Source organism: Lacrimispora xylanisolvens (genome assembly GCF_002934545.1).
Lineage (GTDB): Bacteria > Bacillota > Clostridia > Lachnospirales > Lachnospiraceae > Lacrimispora > Lacrimispora xylanisolvens.
In genome coordinates, this window is sequence record NZ_PTJA01000005.1 from 309,670 (window position 1) to 325,530 (window position 15,861).

Below are 15,861 nucleotides of genomic sequence, written 5' to 3' on the forward strand. Positions count from 1 at the left end.
TTTCTAAAAACACAGCCCGATTGTGCCTGCACTTTACCAGAAACAAGAATGCAGGCACCTCAGGCGTTTAACGTTTCAATTTTATTTCTTTTTTGGGGGTTCCTTTCTCAGTTCCTTTACCAGGCACACACAGCATAAAAGCATGATAATGGCCAGTGGAAAAGCGGCTACTATGGAACAGGTCTGAAGTGCACTAAGTCCGCCTGTCATTAACAGAACCAGTGCCAGCAAGGCCTGAATCACTCCCCAGAATATTTTTTTACTATTGGCTGGTTCCATGTCCCCATCAGAAGAAAACATGGATAATACAAAAATACCTGAGTTGGCTGATGTAATAAAAAATGTTCCCAAAAGACAAATTGCTATAATTGAAAAGATACCGCCAAGTGGATACTGTTGTAAAACCACAAACAATGCGGTTTCTGTTGTTTCAATTGCTTTTGAAATAATGTTGGTATCCAGATTTAAACCAAGGCTTCCAAAAACGGAAAACCAGATAAAGGATACTAAGGATGGAGCCAGAATAACCCCGATAACAAACTCCCGAATGGTCCTTCCTTTTGAAATTCTTGCAATAAATGTGCCTACAAAGGGTCCCCATGCAATCCACCATGCCCAATAGAATATGGTCCATGAACCAAGCCAGGACTTATCTCCGAATGGATTTATGGCAAAACTGTCTTTTACAAAATCATTCACATAATTGCCAATGGAATTTGTAAAAACATTCAGGGTCAGAAGCTTGGGACCAACGAGAAACGCGCCGGCCAGAATTGCAATTGCCAGGATCAGATTGATATCAGACAGAAGTTTGATTCCTTTATCAATTCCGCTCACAGCTGTCCAGGTGTAAATAACCATCAGAACAATGATGATAATGATCTGGATCAATCGGGTCGTGGGCACATGGAACAGGAAATTCAACCCGGAATTGATCTGCATGGTCCCCTGTCCCAGAGAAGTTGCAATTCCGGCTACCGTCGCAAATACCGCAAAAATATCAATCATTTTTCCCACAGGTCCTTTGATTCCTTTTTCACCAAGAATGGGTAAAAAGATACTGCTGATCAGACCAGGAGCATTTTTTCTGAACTGAAAATACCCAAGTGCCATTCCAATAATAGCATACGCTGCCCATGGATGAAAACCCCAATGCATAAAAGATTTTTTCATTGCAAAATCTGCTGCCGTTTCCGTTGCTCCAAATGTCATAAAGTGATTGAGTGGCTCCGCAACGCCCCAGAAAACCAGCCCAATCCCCATTCCAGCACCAAAAAGCATGGCAAACCATGATCGGTTGCTGAATTCCGGAACGGAATCATCCGGTCCCAGTTTAATACTTCCATATTTGCTAAATGCTATTCCTAATGAAAATGCAACAAACACGAACATGGAAATTAAATAAAACCACCCAAAATTATTAACAAGAAAATCATTTGCTGCCGATGTAGCCTTTGCAAATGGCTGGGGCGCAACCAGACCAAATGCAACAATTATCATAGTAATAAGAAACGAAATGTAAAAAACCTGATTCTTTTTCAATTTTACCCTCCTCTTTAAAATAACCGTATGCCGTTTACCTGCAATCCGATTTTATGTGACAGGAAACCTGCCTGGCAAAGGCAGAATTCCCGCCACATAAAAAATTAAATTTTAACTTTAAAGAGTTGAGGTTCTTTTATATCCGTCGTAATCGCATCAAGAGCTACCCCCACTCTGTGATAGCGAAGCTTAAACTGCTCTTCTTTCGAAGTAGCAGGATCTCCCAGCGGATATGGGATGGAAATGGTTGGGACCAGTCTGTTTACTCCAACCGTTTTAGCTACTGGAATCAGGTTTGCCATTTGAACAATGGTGATTCCTTCTCTTTCAATTTCTCTTGTCATCGTTGCACCGCAACGTGTACAGGTCCCTCATGTGGAGGTCAGAATTGCAGCTCTGATTCCATCCTTTTTCAATTCTCTTGCAATTTCTTTTCCCATTCTCGCAGCTTCCGCCTGAGTTGTACCGGTACCAACGGTTGAAAAGAAATACTTATAGACTCCGCCTATTTTTCCTTCTTTCTGGTACCGTCTCATTGCATCCAGAGGAACAATAACATCAGAATCATTATTTGCTGCAGCCGGATCAAATCCGGCATGAATGGTCATATATTCCCCTTTTACAAGGTCATCCGTTTCGGAAATATCATATTTCCCCCACTTAGTCGCCGAAGCTGACTGAATGCGGTCGGGATTTCCTACGGGAACAATTCCTCCGGAGGTGATAAGAGCAACCTCCATATGGCTAAGATCTTCCGGGGTGATAGACGGAGCAATGGCAACTCTGTCTGACTTGGGTATGGGAAGCTCCGTATTAAATGGCTCTCCCTTGATTTTCTTTAAAAGCATATCAATTACCCGGTCTGCTGCTGTTACTGGAGGATCCAGCCAGATCTGATCCCGCATTCCTCTTCCAAAATAACCTTCTTCTGCTGCAGGAAGCAGCTTTTCTCCCTTTAACAGCTTAAGGGCAAACTTTGACATGGCTTTTATGTCTTTTTTCATGGCCGCCGCACTGGCACCGCCTTTAAATATGTACATTTCCTTTTTAAACATTTCAACCCCGGGGTTTTCATCGTTCATGGAAGTGAGTACCGGAACTTTGAACTCCTTTTTTACAGCTTTGCAGATGTGACCGCAGGCTGCTCCGTAACGTCCCGCACGGAACGCTGGTCCGGCAAAAAAGACATCCATTTCTTTCCCCTTTAACATGGAAATAATGGTTTCTACCGCTTCTTCCGTGTTTGAGCCTATAAAGTTATCGCCGCAGATGATGGTATGTGTAATCTGAACTTCATCGCCCAGTTCCTGCTGAAGCGCCATCGCCGGACCTACAAGACCCTCTCTGATTTCCGGTTTAAAATCAGCCAGTTCTTCCCCGCCGATCTGACCAAAAAACTGATTCAAGTATAAAATACCTTTCATATCGTCCCTCCTTCTAGAATTCTACCATTCTCTTAACTGACCATCCTACCACCTGGTCGCCGCAGAACATGGCGTTGTTTTCCATGATGATTGAGCCATCCTCTTTTACGGAAGCTCCCAGAATTTCGTCATTGGACCAGCCTCCGGAAAGCCCGTCTCTTGCAAGTGCCTCCAGTTCTCCAAGAACTGTTTCCATCTTAGGAAGCCGGATCAGCGTTGATACGTTTCCGCAGGATACGATGGCATCTTCTTTCTCATCCAGGGAAACCAGGGGCTGGCTGGCACCGTCTCTTCCCGTACATTCATTTGTAAGCCCTACCGTCTTAATACCGGCATTTTCCAGGGCAACAATACAGCCTGTGAAGTCCGCATCCGGATTCCCATAGCCTTCTTCGGCAACAACAGCAGAGTCCGCTCCCAGGCTTTTGGCCATCTGTGCCACAAATAACGCAGCTCTCTCTTTCTGCTCCAGAGCAACATTTAAGTTGGACATAATAACACCAAGGAAATTAATGGTCTTTCCATGTTCTTTGTAAAGCCTGCGGATCATAGGAAGATTCTGAAAATCATAAGTGGACCATTTGGAAGAACATGGCATGAAGGATCCGCTGATCATTGCCCCGTCCAGTACCTCATTGGGATGCATAAAGGTTGGGAGCATCCGGTTTGTATCCCAGCCATAATTTAAATCATTATAGCCTCCTTCTTCCATCTGGGACTGAGGCTGAAGCACCAGTACCACACTTGGAAGCTCATTTATTTCCTTACTTCTTTTTGTAACTGGTTCCAGCTCAAAGGTTTCCACCTCATCCGGTATTAAGTCCTTGACTGCTGTACCGATGTACTCAGCCAGGCGCATGCCCGCCCATCTTAATGCCCTGTTTTTCTTCTGCTGTTCCTTCTGCTCAAAAATCTCATCTGTATCAGCAACCAATACAAGGTTTTTTAACTGTGAGTAGTAGGTGTATTTTGCACCCTCCCCGCTCATGTCAATCAGTCCATCCTGGAAACCGCCGTAGTGTCTGCCTACAACCAGAACACTCATATCCTTCAGTGCATAGGTGGTTCCGTTCCCTGCCTGCATTAATTCTCCCGTCACTCCGGGAAATACAGGGCCTCCCCCTACGCGGTAACGGGGCTCTATTGCTTCCTTAACAGGAACCAGCCTGACACGATCCCCAGGCGACACAATATATAGTTCTGCTTCTGTGATATGTTCGTCTTCTTTTACGACTGCAAGAGCTTCTTCCTTATTCACGGTGAGAAGCCCGTCTTTTAAAGAAGTCTTATCGCCAAAGCAAATTTCTTTTACATAAAAATTTCCCAATTCCAGCTTCATTCCATATCTCCTTTCAGATTAATTATTTTATTTAAAAATTCTGCTGCTTCGAAAAGGTCTTCCTCGCTCATGGTTCTGACATCTAGCAATACTTTATTTTTGCAGATTCTAGATATAATGGGCACGGAATTATTTCTCAGCATTCGCTCCAGCATATCTGCTGAAAGATGTTCCATGGTGATACTTACCGCATAAGAAGAAAGATTTACTCCCGGCATGGACCCTCCGCCGATCTGTCCGGTGGTTTCTGTTACTTCATAGTGTGCTTCCGGCCTTTTTACCAGCAGACCATGTAATAACTCAGCTTTTTTCTTCAGGTTTTCCAACGGTTCCGTGATCATTTTCAGAGTAGGGATCTGCACAACTGCCGTCTCAGGAGTCAGATATTGCCTGAGGGTTAATTCAAGTGCCGTTAAGGTCAGTTTGTCAATCCGCAGCGCCCGGAGCAGATGATTTTTCTTCATCCTGTTTATGTACTCCGCTTTGCCCACAATGATACCCGCCTGAGGTCCGCCAAGCAGCTTATCTCCGCTGAAGCATACAATATCCGCACTTTGTTCCAGACAGCTTCTGACTGTGGGCTCATCTCCGATTCCATATGCTTTAAGATCCACCAGTAGCCCTGATCCCAGATCATATATTAAGGGCAGACCATGCTTTTTTCCAACCTCTTTCATACGTTCCAGAGAAACCTCATCCGTAAAGCCGATAATCTTATAATTGCTGGTGTGGACTTTTAATAAGGCTCCGGTGTTCTCATTGATGTTCTCTTCATAATCTGATTCATGGGTTTTGTTTGTGGTTCCCACTTCTACCAGCCGGCAGCCGCTTGCCGTCATGATTTCCGGAACGCGGAATGCGCCTCCAATTTCCACCAGCTCTCCCCTTGAAACGATAACCTCTTTGCCGCTGGCCACCGAGTTTAACACCAGATATACGGCTGCCGCATTGTTATTGACTACCAGAGCCGCTTCTGAACCGGTTAAAAAGGTAAGCAGCTGTTCTACATGTTCGTACCTGGTTCCTCTTTCCCCCGTCTCCAGATCATACTCTAAATTAGAATAGGATCCGCAGATTTCCTTCATGTTTTCCGAGACCATTTGAGAGAGTCTTGCCCTCCCAAGGTTGGTGTGCAGAACAACGCCGGTTCCATTGATTACTTTTCTCAAATGGGGCTGGTTTTGCTTTTCAATTTCCGCTTTGATACGCCTGATTAAATCTTCCCTGGAGTACTGATATGGACTGCCGGATAAAATTTTCTGTCTTTCCAGTTCAATTTCTTTTTGGCAGGCAAGCTTTACCAGAACCGCGGGTACATTAGTTATACCTTCTGATGCAATGCATCGTATCATCTCATCCACTTTTGGCAGCTGCCTCATAGAACTGTTTTTATCTGTCATCTTATCATTCCTCGCTATGTAGTTTCAATGGTTCAAAGCAGTCTTATAACCGTGTCAGCCAATGAACTTCTTATCAGTAAGAATTTCCCTGGCCTTTTTTAAATTATGTTCCGCTATGAGGACTACCGGACCTGTACAGCCCATTCCGCTCTCGGCATAAATACCCGCCCCCCATAAGCAGGATACCGCTTCCTCCAGATCCATGATTTCAATCCCAAGGATTTCTTCCGTCACCACTTCCTTTGGGGGAGCTTTTACTTCCTCTGCTGACTCTGAATTTTTACTTTGCCTGCATTCATTCAGAATCTGCTCCAGACCTGCCTTCTTTGCCCTTGCAAATTCTTCAGCAAGAACCTTCTGATAATCACCGTCAAGCAGTTCCTTTGCAAATTCCAGTGCTCCTGTGATGAGAGGAATTCCGGACGCCCTTGAAACGATCAGGATCAGCTTTTCAAACCCTTCTCCGATTCCAGGACCATACCCAAAACCAACCGACTCATAATTGCCTCCAGTGGTATAAGCAGAAAACATCTTGGTCAGAACATTGCCGGTCAGGGAATCCATTACCATCACATCCGCGGAGGCTGTCAGAAGATCGTTTCCCCTCATGACAATTCCTCCATCCGCCCTGTTGGACGAAGCAAATTGAATGTCATAACCATTTTTCTTCAGCTTTTGAAGCGCGATCTCTGTCTGCCGTGCTCCGTCTACATTCAAAATGCCAACTGTGGGGTTTGCCACTCCGCTGGCTTTTGCAGTAATGATTCCGTAAATGGCGTTCTTTATCATGCTTTCAATCCTGTTTACGGATGAGGTTCCTGTTGTAGAAGCAAGATACATCTTTTTCCCGGCTGCCGGAGTTATGACACGTCCCACTGTAGAAACTCCGATAGGAAAAGGATAGTGCATGGTCACTGCCGCACAGGCTTCTTTTTTCTGGAGCATATCATCCATCTTTTTATGCCCCTCTTCTTCCGAGGCGACCGGTATGACCGTAAGATTCTCCGCTTCCAGCTGCCGGCTTCCGATCACCTTTACAGATATCCCTTTTTTTGCTGCCTCATAAGCTGCCTGATAAATGGTCTCTTCTCCATGCTCACTTCCCATTGCAGTTATGGCGATGGGCATTTCCCTGCCAGACTGACCAGTCTCAAGCATATGAGCCATTTCAAAAAAGGTCTCTGCAATTAACTGTTTCACCTTACCTTCAGACATATGATCACCCCTCGTCTTCCTGAAGATGCTTTGCAAAATCCTTTAAAGATGCGGCAATCAGTTTCCTGATTTTGTCCTCAGACACCGTTTCCTCCTGTCCTGCACCGCTGTTCTGCTGAAGAATAAAGGATACTCCATCAAACAGATTGGTCATTCTTCCAAGAAACAGACTTCCTTTTCCAATAACCATAACTCTGTTAATTTTTTTATCCATCAATTCCTGTCTGGCAAAGCCAAGATAAGGAACTCCGGAAGGGATATGTCCCTGGGTAGGAGCCCAGCCCACCATGCCATGTTCCGATACAAAATCAGCCAGCTGGGATTTCTCTATTTCTTTGCGCATGGCGGCAAGGGCCCCTATCATCTTATAATTAGCCTCAGGTACATTGCCGGCGCCTGCTGTCTTCGTTATATCCGGATTCTGCATTTCTACCGTATACTTATCAATATCGGTCATCTTCAGCCCTGCTTTTTCAAGAGCTGATGCAGTCAGCGAAGAAATCACGTTCTGAGGAGAAGATCCGGTTCCCACCGTATGCCTGCCCACAATATCGGTGTTGATCTCCGGGCTGACCCCATCATTTGCACTGACGAGAATGGCAAAACCGGCTACACAATCCTCCAGTATGGGAATCCCTTTGCCTGCATGATCCTTTCCGTTCATACCAAGCTTTGCGGTAGATCCTCCGGCAGCAACGATAACATGCTTAAATGTTCCCGCCTTTACCATGGCAGCTGCATGAATCAGGGCATGGGTCGGACCGGCGCAGAAGCCTCTTACATCGCTCCCTGTGGCGTTGACCAGACCTGCGATTTCTGCTGCTGCTTTCGCAAAGTTTCCTCCCCCTCTCTGATTCATATCGCCGCAGGCCTCTTCCGAACACTCGATCACATATTCAATTTCTTCTTTCCTGATATGGTTCTTATCAATTAAATGTAACAATGAAAGAACACAGGAAGCCTTTGAAACAAGGTTCTCAAAAATGACATGGGCGGAAAGAGAATGGTCAATATCATGGGCCGCTTTGATGCAGCCGACAATCATTCCTCCATAATACAAAGGCTCTGCGTGTTCGTCTGCGATGAAACCGTTAATTTCTGACAACTCAAAGTTTTTATCAAAGACACTTAAAAACTTTGGATCTATAAGACTGTGAGTTTCTAATTTTTTCTTCACGGAAACGGCAAATTGTGATTCTAATTTTACAAGATCAAATACATCACAAATTGCAATCAACCCGATAAATTCATCTTCCGGCATGATTTCTCCAAATCTGCCTTCTCTTTGTATGTAATCGGATTTCTGCTGATACCATGGCTGTGCATAGCCAGCCAGCTCATCAGGTGTAATGTTTCCAATGTAAGTCTGATTTGGCAGATATGCTTTACATTCATCATAAGACCGCAGACTCTTATCCAGATTTTTTAAATATTCAGAATCAGGATCAATGGTTCGCTGAGTTGTCTGTGTTGTACCATTATGAATTACCATATCTGGCGTATGAGCGAGTATGTAACTTGCTCCTTTTAAGACGCTGTACATAGTTTGCCTCCTAATAATAAATCAATTCCTGCAAAATGTGATGCCATATACCATTCGCATTTCACAAGAATTGATTTGTGAAGGGATGATTATTAAAATTTACAATATTCGTCCCTTATTGTTGACATCTCTTTTCGGATATCATCGACATCCAATACCATCTCCATCATACTGATCTGCTCGTCATAGACAGCGCTATCCACTTCATCTTTGATTTCCGGCTCACAGGCATGGTATACTTTTAGTCCCAACTGGACTCCTGCCAAAGGTCCTGCAAAAGTAGGGTCTCCTGCCGTAACAGTTTCAGCAGCAAGGCCGGCAGCCTCGCCTTCTGCGGCTCCTAAAATAACAATAATATTTTCAGGGCCGTACTGTTCCGCCAATGCTTTTACCCTCTTCTGATTTTCCAGGTCCATGGCACCCGCAGCCGTTCAGACAAAGCATTCTGTTGACGAGAATACTACTTCTGCACCGGCCGTTTTAACACACTGCTCAATTGCAGGTCCCGGTATGCCGTCTCTGTCACCAATAATGATTGCTTTTTTGTCTTTAAGCATATTAATCTCCTCCTTATTCATATATTTATAACGTGCGCCAGCTGGATAAAGGATTTACACTGCTGGCTGAAATATAACTTTCCACGTTATGTACCTGGTTGTTTTACTCCAATGCATATTTCTTAATCATTTCTTCAATTTTTTCAGGTGTTGCATCATCTTTTACTAATTCTTCTATTTTTTCCCCGTTTTTATAGATTGCCATAACGGGTAATCCAAGAATCTTCTGAGAAATGGCAAGCCTTCTGGCCTTTGTGGTATTCAGTTTTGTAAACTTGATTTTATTGCTGTATTTTTCAGCAAAGTTCTCAACATGAGGGAGCAGAGCCTGGCAGGGCACACACCCATCCCCAAAAAAGTCCACAAATACAATTCCTTCTGCCTTCAGCACTTCTGGTTCAAACGTATCTTTATCCACAACTAACATTCTAATTCCCTCCTTCATTTTCTATATATTTCTCTGCCATGACAGCCGCGATCGCTCCATCTGCACAGGCAGTGACCACCTGTCTTAAACTCTTAATTCTGATATCCCCGGCAGCAAAAACACCCGGTACATTTGTTTCCATATTTTCATTTGTTCTGATATAACCGTATTCCATATCCAGACTGCCCTCAAAACATTTTGACTGGGGCAGATATCCGATAAAGCCAAAGATTCCAAATGTTCCATCTTCTTCATCGGCGACAATTTCCCTTACTTCCCCTGTCTTCACGTTTTCCACCGACATACTCTGGACCATTCCATCTCCCTTAATTTCTTTCACCACAGAGTCCCACATAAATTCTACTTTAGGATTATTAAATGCCTTTTCCTGAATGGATTTTGCGGCTCGAAGCTCATCTCTTCTATGGATAATGGTCACCTTCCGGCCAAACTTTGTCAGATAAAGAGCCTCTTCAACAGCAGTATCTCCGCCTCCGACTACAAAAATCTCAAAATCCTCAAAGAAGTTTCCATCACAGGTTGCACAATATGACACTCCTTTTCCGATTAATTCCCTTTCCCCCGGACATCCGATCGGCTTAGGATATGCGCCGGTGGCAATGATCACCGTTTTCGCGTGGTACTCGTTCCTCTTTCCTTTCAATACCTTGATATCTCCGGAGAAATCCACCGATTCGATATAATCAGCCGTCCTTTCAATCCCAAACTTCTCTACCTGGTCTGTCATTCTTTGTACCAGAGTACTGCCTGACTCTTCCGGAAGACATCCCGGATAATTTTCAATCTCGGAAGTAATAACGATCTGTCCCCCATCCTTATCTTTTTCAATCAGCAGCGCATTCAGTCTGGCTCTCCCTGCATAAAGACCGGCAGACAGGCCGGCAGGTCCTCCACCAACAATTACAACATCATAAACGTTCAAAGCGCACCTCCATTTATTTTTTAGTATTTAATACCCTGTCCTCTCCCTCACGTCTGGTAAATCGTTCCTGATCAAACCGTTCCAGAAGCATTAATGCAAACTTTCTGCTGGTTTCGATGGAATCCCTGAAATCCGGAAGCTTTATTATGCCCTTTTCAAAAAACAGACTTTCTGCCAAATCTTTGGCCTTTTTATACTGTGCTTCCATCAGAATAAATTGTCCGGGTAATACCAGGAAATCACTCTGGAGCATAAATTCAAGTACCTGCTGTCTTTCTTTCCTATTCTCCGTAAGCTCCGCTGCCGTTAACAGTGTATATCCGTTTTCCATAACCCGTTTTTTCAATTCATCTCTGATTTTCTTCTGACCTTCTGTAAGGACCGGTTCAAAATCACAGCACGAAACCAGATTCTGTTCCAGCTTTACCTGGTTTTTTGCAGCCAGATATTTTAACATGGTCTCACACTGCTTCTTATTGGATATATCAAGCTTTTCCAGTAATTCTGCCTTGGGAATTCCTTTTCGCAATCTGTTATTTTTATGGTAATCCCTTAAAACTGCCTCCAGCATGTACCTGTAATGGGCCAGATATTCCATATGGATATACTGCTTTTCTATTGATAAAATAATTTCTTCCTCTTCCAGCTCTTTCAGTTCTTCTTCTTTTATGTCTTTATTTAAAAAAGCAGAGATCTTGGAAAAATCAGAAAATGGATTGTTTTTAATATATTCTTCTACAATTTCCTTGTCAGAGGCTGAGTCCTTTATCTGAAGCGACCGCAGCCGTTCCCCGGGATCATTTTTATATTTCAGCGCTTTCGGATCTATGATGACTCCGCCGCCGATGGTTGTGACCGGAGAAATCGTTCTTAATACAAACCGGTCACCCTTTAAAACAGCGATTTCATGATCCAGCAGAATCTGAGCATAGCCTTCATCTCCAGCCTTCACTTTTTTATGGGTGATGGGTACAAATCTCGCCACTTCCTCTGACGCTCCGGTATATAACTTCAGCTTATAAAATTTACCGATTTCAAGCTTTGTGGATTTAACGATGGAAAATCTCACATCAATCCTGTCGGTTATGTATACACCGTCCTTTGCAGCAACTGTATTTCCTCTCCTTAATTCATTCACCGTTATATTGGATAAGTTGATTGCCGTTCTCTGTCCGGCGTATGCTAAATCCACGTTATGCTCATGAACCTGAAGATTCCGGACTTTCGTAAGAATTCCCTGAGGATAAACCATCAGTTCATCTTCTGTTCTTAAGATACCTTCCATCAAAGTACCGGTAACTACGGTTCCGTATCCTTTAACAGAAAAAACCCGGTCTATATTCATTCGGGGTTTTTTCGTGAAACTGCGTTCCCGGATATCTGAAGTCAGGGTCTCAAGCTCGGATATTAACATATCAAAACCTGTCCTGCTGACAGAATCAACTTCCACGATCTTAGTTCCTTCTAAAAAGGTACCCTTTATAAACGACCGGATATCTTCTATTACCAGCTCCTTAAAATCCTCCTCAACCAGATCAATCTTCGTCAGAACAATCAGAAATTTTTGTATTCCCAGGTAGCTGAGGATGTCGATATGCTCTCTTGTCTGTGGCATAATTCCTTCATTTGCCGCAATAATGATCATAGCAGCATCAATGCCCGTGGCGCCGGCCAGCATGTTCTTAATAAACTTTTCGTGCCCTGGAACATCAACAATTCCAAGCGTACGTCCGTTAGGAAGCTGAAAGCCGGTAAATCCAAGATTAATTGAAATTCCTCTTTTCTTTTCTTCCGCAAGGGTATCCGTATCATGGCCTGTCAGCGCTTTAACCAATGCTGTTTTGCCATGATCGATATGCCCCGCCGTCCCTACAACTATGCTGTCCATTTATTCCTCCCAAAAAGAATATTGTTATTTTTTTAACCTTCCAGGCGCAATTTATGTAAATGTAAATTATTTTTGGCGGAAGCATATGGGAATCGAACCCACCCACGACTACAAGCCGCAACACGGTTTTGAAGACCGGTAGGCACACCAGTTACCTCTCTGCTTCCATTCATGAATTGTAGATTGTCTACAATCTTCTTTTACATTATAACTATATTTTTGTACTATATCAACAAGGTATTTTTTATATTTCAGGCTCACTTTATTTATTTTTTTTATATTTTCTAAAAACTCGTCAAAAAAACATACATATAAAACAAAAAACACAAGCCATAAATCACTTGTGTTTTTTGCATTTTCTAGTTTTTATTCTGACTGCATTTAACTGCATCAATGGCCAGAACCACCATCAATGCCAAAAGAGCATCCCCTTCTTCTACTACATCAATAATATAAGTATCCGTAAAACGGAACAGCTGTTTTTCTATCTGTGCCACAACACGCCCTTCTCTGGAATATATGGAATAATCCCATTGAAAAAAATCACCTTTTACCTCCCAGCCATTGCAGTCGATGTTAAATGAGGGGGTGAAAAAAGTAAATTCTTTTGTAATTGTTCCAACGGTTTCCCCGTTTATAATGATATAAAACCGGGGAAGAAATGTGAATATCTGCTCTTTCAAAGTAGCCAGATGACTGCCGTTTCTGTCATAGATTTCCAGCTTGTGCCCCCAGGCAGGTTTTCCGCTGACTGTGAAAACGCAGCCACCTTCTTCATTATAAATATCATAACTGTCAAACCAGGAAAAAAAGCGTTGTTTAAACATTAACTTCATTGTTTATTCTCCTTTCATATTCTTTCAATCCCTATATCCAATCAGCCATATTCTCTTTTATAAACGTAATCTCACGGATATAAAACTGTTGATGTCCTGATTCTTTCATTTTAATAAACGGTTCACTTCCCTTTTTGCATTCCTCATCAAAAAGCGTTACAAGATCCTGCAGCCGATGAATCAGAGTCTGCAGAACCTCTAAAGCATTCCTCATGCCATAGCTGTCAAGAAATTCATAAAGCAGAAGTTTCCTCTCCAGACTGTCTGTTGATTTGCTGTATCTGCGATATTGTCTGGTATTTATATCATATACTTCTTCACTAAGAGGCACAAATCGGTAAACTGCATAGGCAACATCCCAGATCCTTGGTGCGGGACATGCCGTATCAAAATCAATTAACCCTATGGGCTTTAAATCTTGAAATGTAACATTATACGGTGCAAAATCGTTATGGCAGATCACTTCTTTCTGTAATCCGCCTTTATATTCTAAAAACCAGATATCATCCGGATTCTGTATAAAATCAACAGTACCATCGTGGAATTTTCTAAGCATTTCCGCTGCCATCCGAACCGTTGCGATTTTCTTACTGATCTCGTTTTGTATGGGATAATCATCAATTGTTTCACCCTCTACAAAACTTAACATCTCCATATTATCCTCATTCATTCCAAGAAAACGAGGTGTAAACCCGATCCCTTTTTCTTCCAGATGCAATAACAGTCTGTGAACGGATTTACTTTGTGGCTTTAAGTCTCTGTAAACCACCTTGCCATCACTGAATACTTCTGATACATTCCCTTTTTTCAAAGCGATCTTTTCATGATTAAATTCTTCTCTCACACCAATCCCCCAAAATACATTCTTCGCACTTGGCCTTTCTGGCTGTGCAGACCTCTCTTCCATGATAAATCAACTGAAAATTAATCCGGTTCCAGTGTTCCTCCGGTAATACCTTTTGAAGTTCCTGTTCCACAATTACCGGATTCTTTCCCTCTGCCCAGCCTAACCGTCTTGATATCCGGAAAACATGGGTATCTACCGTTACTCCCGGAATTTCATACGCATCGGCAAGAAACAGAGTGGCTGTTTTCCGTCCTACTCCCGCCAGTTTTAACAGATCCTCTATTTCTGACGGAACCTCACCGCCATATTCATTTACAATCTGAGTACAGCATTTCATAAATTCTTCGCTTTATTCTTATAAAGGCCAATGGAACGGATGGAAGCCTCAATCTCTTCCAGAGGAGCGTCTGCCAGCTGGGCAGCAGTCTGAAACCGCCTGCAAAAGTCAGGCAGCACTTCTTCTACCTGCTTATCTGTACTCTGAGCACTAAGCATAATCGCTGCAAGCAGCTGCCAGGGCTGTTCATGATAAAACCCTTCTTTGGTAACTCCGTATACGTCATCCAGCTTTTTAAGAATTGCATCAATGTTATCTTCTGTCATCTGTTTTAGCCCTTTCCTCTCTTTTTTCCAGTGGAAATTTCATCAGGATCAAACAGCTTTATGATTCCGTATTCCCCGTCATAGCCTGGTATTCGTTCCACTTTTCCTTTCCGAAGCCGGCTCACCCCTTCTGCAATCATGGGATCTGAACACTTTCTGATGTCTTCCAGGGGAACCTCCCTTAATATATTAAATTCTGATCCCAGCCCACGCAGCAGTTCAAAGTACTGATTCTGGACCTTTTTACTTGCTGCAGAATATCCCAGGCAGGCAGCGATCACCTCCGGCAGCGGAACCAGACTCTCAAATGGCTTACCCTGGGGTAATACAAAGCCCTCACTCCGGTCAGACAGCTGCTTAATCCGGTTGGATACTCCCATGGTCAGTTTTCCACCGCACACCGGGCACCTTCCGGAATGCTGTTCTGCCTCAGAAGGTGAAAAGCAGATCCCGCATTTTCTGTGACCGTCGTGGTGGTATTTTCCTTCTTCGGGGAAGAATTCAATGGTTCCCATTAATCCACTGCCGCTGGTTAAAGCATGAGAAAGTCCGTCAAAGGACAGTTCTATATCCAAAAGGCTGGCTTCCCTGCCAAGCTTTGCAGGAGAATGGGCATCGGAGTTGGAGATCAGCTGAAAACGGTCCAGCGCCGATATACTCCAGATCATGGAGGGATCAGAAGAAAGTCCGGTTTCCAATGTATGTATATGAAGAGTCAGATCTTCGAAACACTCTTCTATGGTATCAAAGCCGGAACATGCTCCGAACAGGGAGAAATGGGGCGTCCAGATATGCGCGGGGATGTAAACCGCCCTGGGATCTGATTCCAGCATCATTTCCAGAAGATCGTGGCAGTCAAGTCCTAAGATGGGTCTGCCATCCGAACGGATATTGCCCACAGCCTCAAGCTTTCTGGAGAGCTCCTCTGCGGCTTTCAGTCCAGACATGAGAAGAAGGCTGTGTACCTTTCTGGTCTTTCCGTTCTTTTTATAAATGGAACTGATTTCTCCGGAAATAACAAAGCGGGGGATCAGGGAACCGAAGGAGTTTTCTCCCTCCAGACGGTACTCTTCCTTTAACACATAAAGCCCTTCCTCCGCCGGAATCAGTTTCTCTTTTAACTCTGCCCGCCATGCCGGATGAGTAAAATCACCAGTACCGATAATCCCGATTCCTTTTCGTCTGGCCCAAAGATCCAGCTGCTCCGGTGTACAGTCCCTGCTGGTTGCCATGGAATATCTGGAGTGGATATGTAAATCTGCTATGTACATTCTTTCACCTGCTTTTGTCAATATAG

General features: G+C 43.6%; 14 protein-coding genes, 1 tRNA gene and 1 pseudogene. All 16 read right to left on the reverse strand.

Annotated features, from left to right (window positions below; translation table 11 throughout):
- Positions 1-81 precede the first annotated feature (81 nt).
- Positions 82-1,542, reverse strand: a complete 1,461-nt coding sequence (locus tag BXY41_RS11780; protein ID WP_104437034.1) for a glycine betaine uptake BCCT transporter — start codon at positions 1,540-1,542, stop codon at positions 82-84.
- Positions 1,543-1,646: 104 nt separating this feature from the next.
- Positions 1,647-2,966 carry a betaine reductase selenoprotein B gene (gene grdH, locus BXY41_RS11785; protein WP_104437035.1) on the reverse strand — a complete coding sequence of 440 codons (1,320 nt, stop codon included), beginning with the start codon at positions 2,964-2,966 and terminating at the stop codon, positions 1,647-1,649.
- Between the two features lie 13 nt (positions 2,967-2,979).
- On the reverse strand, positions 2,980-4,305 hold the full coding sequence (locus BXY41_RS11790) for a glycine/sarcosine/betaine reductase component B subunit (protein ID WP_104437036.1): 1,326 nt from the start codon (positions 4,303-4,305) through the stop codon (positions 2,980-2,982).
- The gene (selA, locus tag BXY41_RS11795; protein ID WP_104437037.1) at positions 4,302-5,705 is read right to left on the reverse strand and encodes an L-seryl-tRNA(Sec) selenium transferase; all 1,404 of its coding nucleotides are present in this window, start codon (positions 5,703-5,705) and stop codon (positions 4,302-4,304) included. The genes BXY41_RS11790 and selA overlap by 4 nt, the downstream gene beginning before the upstream one ends.
- Before the next feature lie 54 nt (positions 5,706-5,759).
- Complete coding sequence (grdD, locus tag BXY41_RS11800; RefSeq protein WP_104437038.1) at positions 5,760-6,920, reverse strand: glycine/sarcosine/betaine reductase complex component C subunit alpha; 1,161 nt, start codon at positions 6,918-6,920, stop codon at positions 5,760-5,762.
- A 4-nt stretch (positions 6,921-6,924) separates the two neighbouring features.
- The gene (gene grdC / locus BXY41_RS11805; RefSeq protein WP_104437039.1) at positions 6,925-8,463 is read right to left on the reverse strand and encodes a glycine/sarcosine/betaine reductase complex component C subunit beta; all 1,539 of its coding nucleotides are present in this window, start codon (positions 8,461-8,463) and stop codon (positions 6,925-6,927) included.
- A 92-nt stretch (positions 8,464-8,555) separates the two neighbouring features.
- On the reverse strand, positions 8,556-9,026 hold the full coding sequence (gene grdA, locus BXY41_RS11810) for a glycine/sarcosine/betaine reductase complex selenoprotein A (RefSeq protein WP_104437112.1): 471 nt from the start codon (positions 9,024-9,026) through the stop codon (positions 8,556-8,558).
- Between the two features lie 97 nt (positions 9,027-9,123).
- Complete coding sequence (gene trxA / locus BXY41_RS11815; RefSeq protein ID WP_104437040.1) at positions 9,124-9,447, reverse strand: thioredoxin TrxA; 324 nt, start codon at positions 9,445-9,447, stop codon at positions 9,124-9,126.
- A 1-nt stretch (position 9,448) separates the two neighbouring features.
- On the reverse strand, positions 9,449-10,390 hold the full coding sequence (trxB, locus tag BXY41_RS11820; protein WP_104437041.1) for a thioredoxin-disulfide reductase: 942 nt from the start codon (positions 10,388-10,390) through the stop codon (positions 9,449-9,451).
- Positions 10,391-10,403: 13 nt separating this feature from the next.
- Positions 10,404-12,278, reverse strand: a complete 1,875-nt coding sequence (selB, locus tag BXY41_RS11825) for a selenocysteine-specific translation elongation factor (RefSeq protein WP_104437042.1) — start codon at positions 12,276-12,278, stop codon at positions 10,404-10,406.
- Positions 12,279-12,351: 73 nt separating this feature from the next.
- Positions 12,352-12,445 (reverse strand) — tRNA-Sec (locus BXY41_RS26750).
- A 192-nt stretch (positions 12,446-12,637) separates the two neighbouring features.
- Positions 12,638-13,114 (reverse strand): LURP-one-related/scramblase family protein, encoded by a 477-nt coding sequence (locus BXY41_RS11830; protein WP_104437043.1) that lies wholly within the window; start codon positions 13,112-13,114, stop codon positions 12,638-12,640.
- 31 nt (positions 13,115-13,145) lie between these two features.
- Entirely contained in the window at positions 13,146-13,958 is an 813-nt protein-coding gene (locus BXY41_RS11835) for an aminoglycoside phosphotransferase family protein (protein WP_170072322.1), read from the reverse strand.
- On the reverse strand, positions 13,942-14,298 hold the full coding sequence (locus BXY41_RS27195; RefSeq protein ID WP_242980173.1) for an endonuclease III domain-containing protein: 357 nt from the start codon (positions 14,296-14,298) through the stop codon (positions 13,942-13,944). Before BXY41_RS27195 ends, BXY41_RS11835 begins: the two co-directional genes overlap by 17 nt.
- Positions 14,295-14,564 carry an endonuclease III domain-containing protein gene (locus BXY41_RS27200; RefSeq protein ID WP_242980174.1) on the reverse strand — a complete coding sequence of 90 codons (270 nt, stop codon included), beginning with the start codon at positions 14,562-14,564 and terminating at the stop codon, positions 14,295-14,297. The genes BXY41_RS27195 and BXY41_RS27200 overlap by 4 nt, the downstream gene beginning before the upstream one ends.
- Before the next feature lie 35 nt (positions 14,565-14,599).
- A pseudogene (locus BXY41_RS11845) lies at positions 14,600-15,835 on the reverse strand (endonuclease Q family protein); the annotation flags it as partial.
- Between the last annotated feature and the right edge of the window lie 26 nt (positions 15,836-15,861).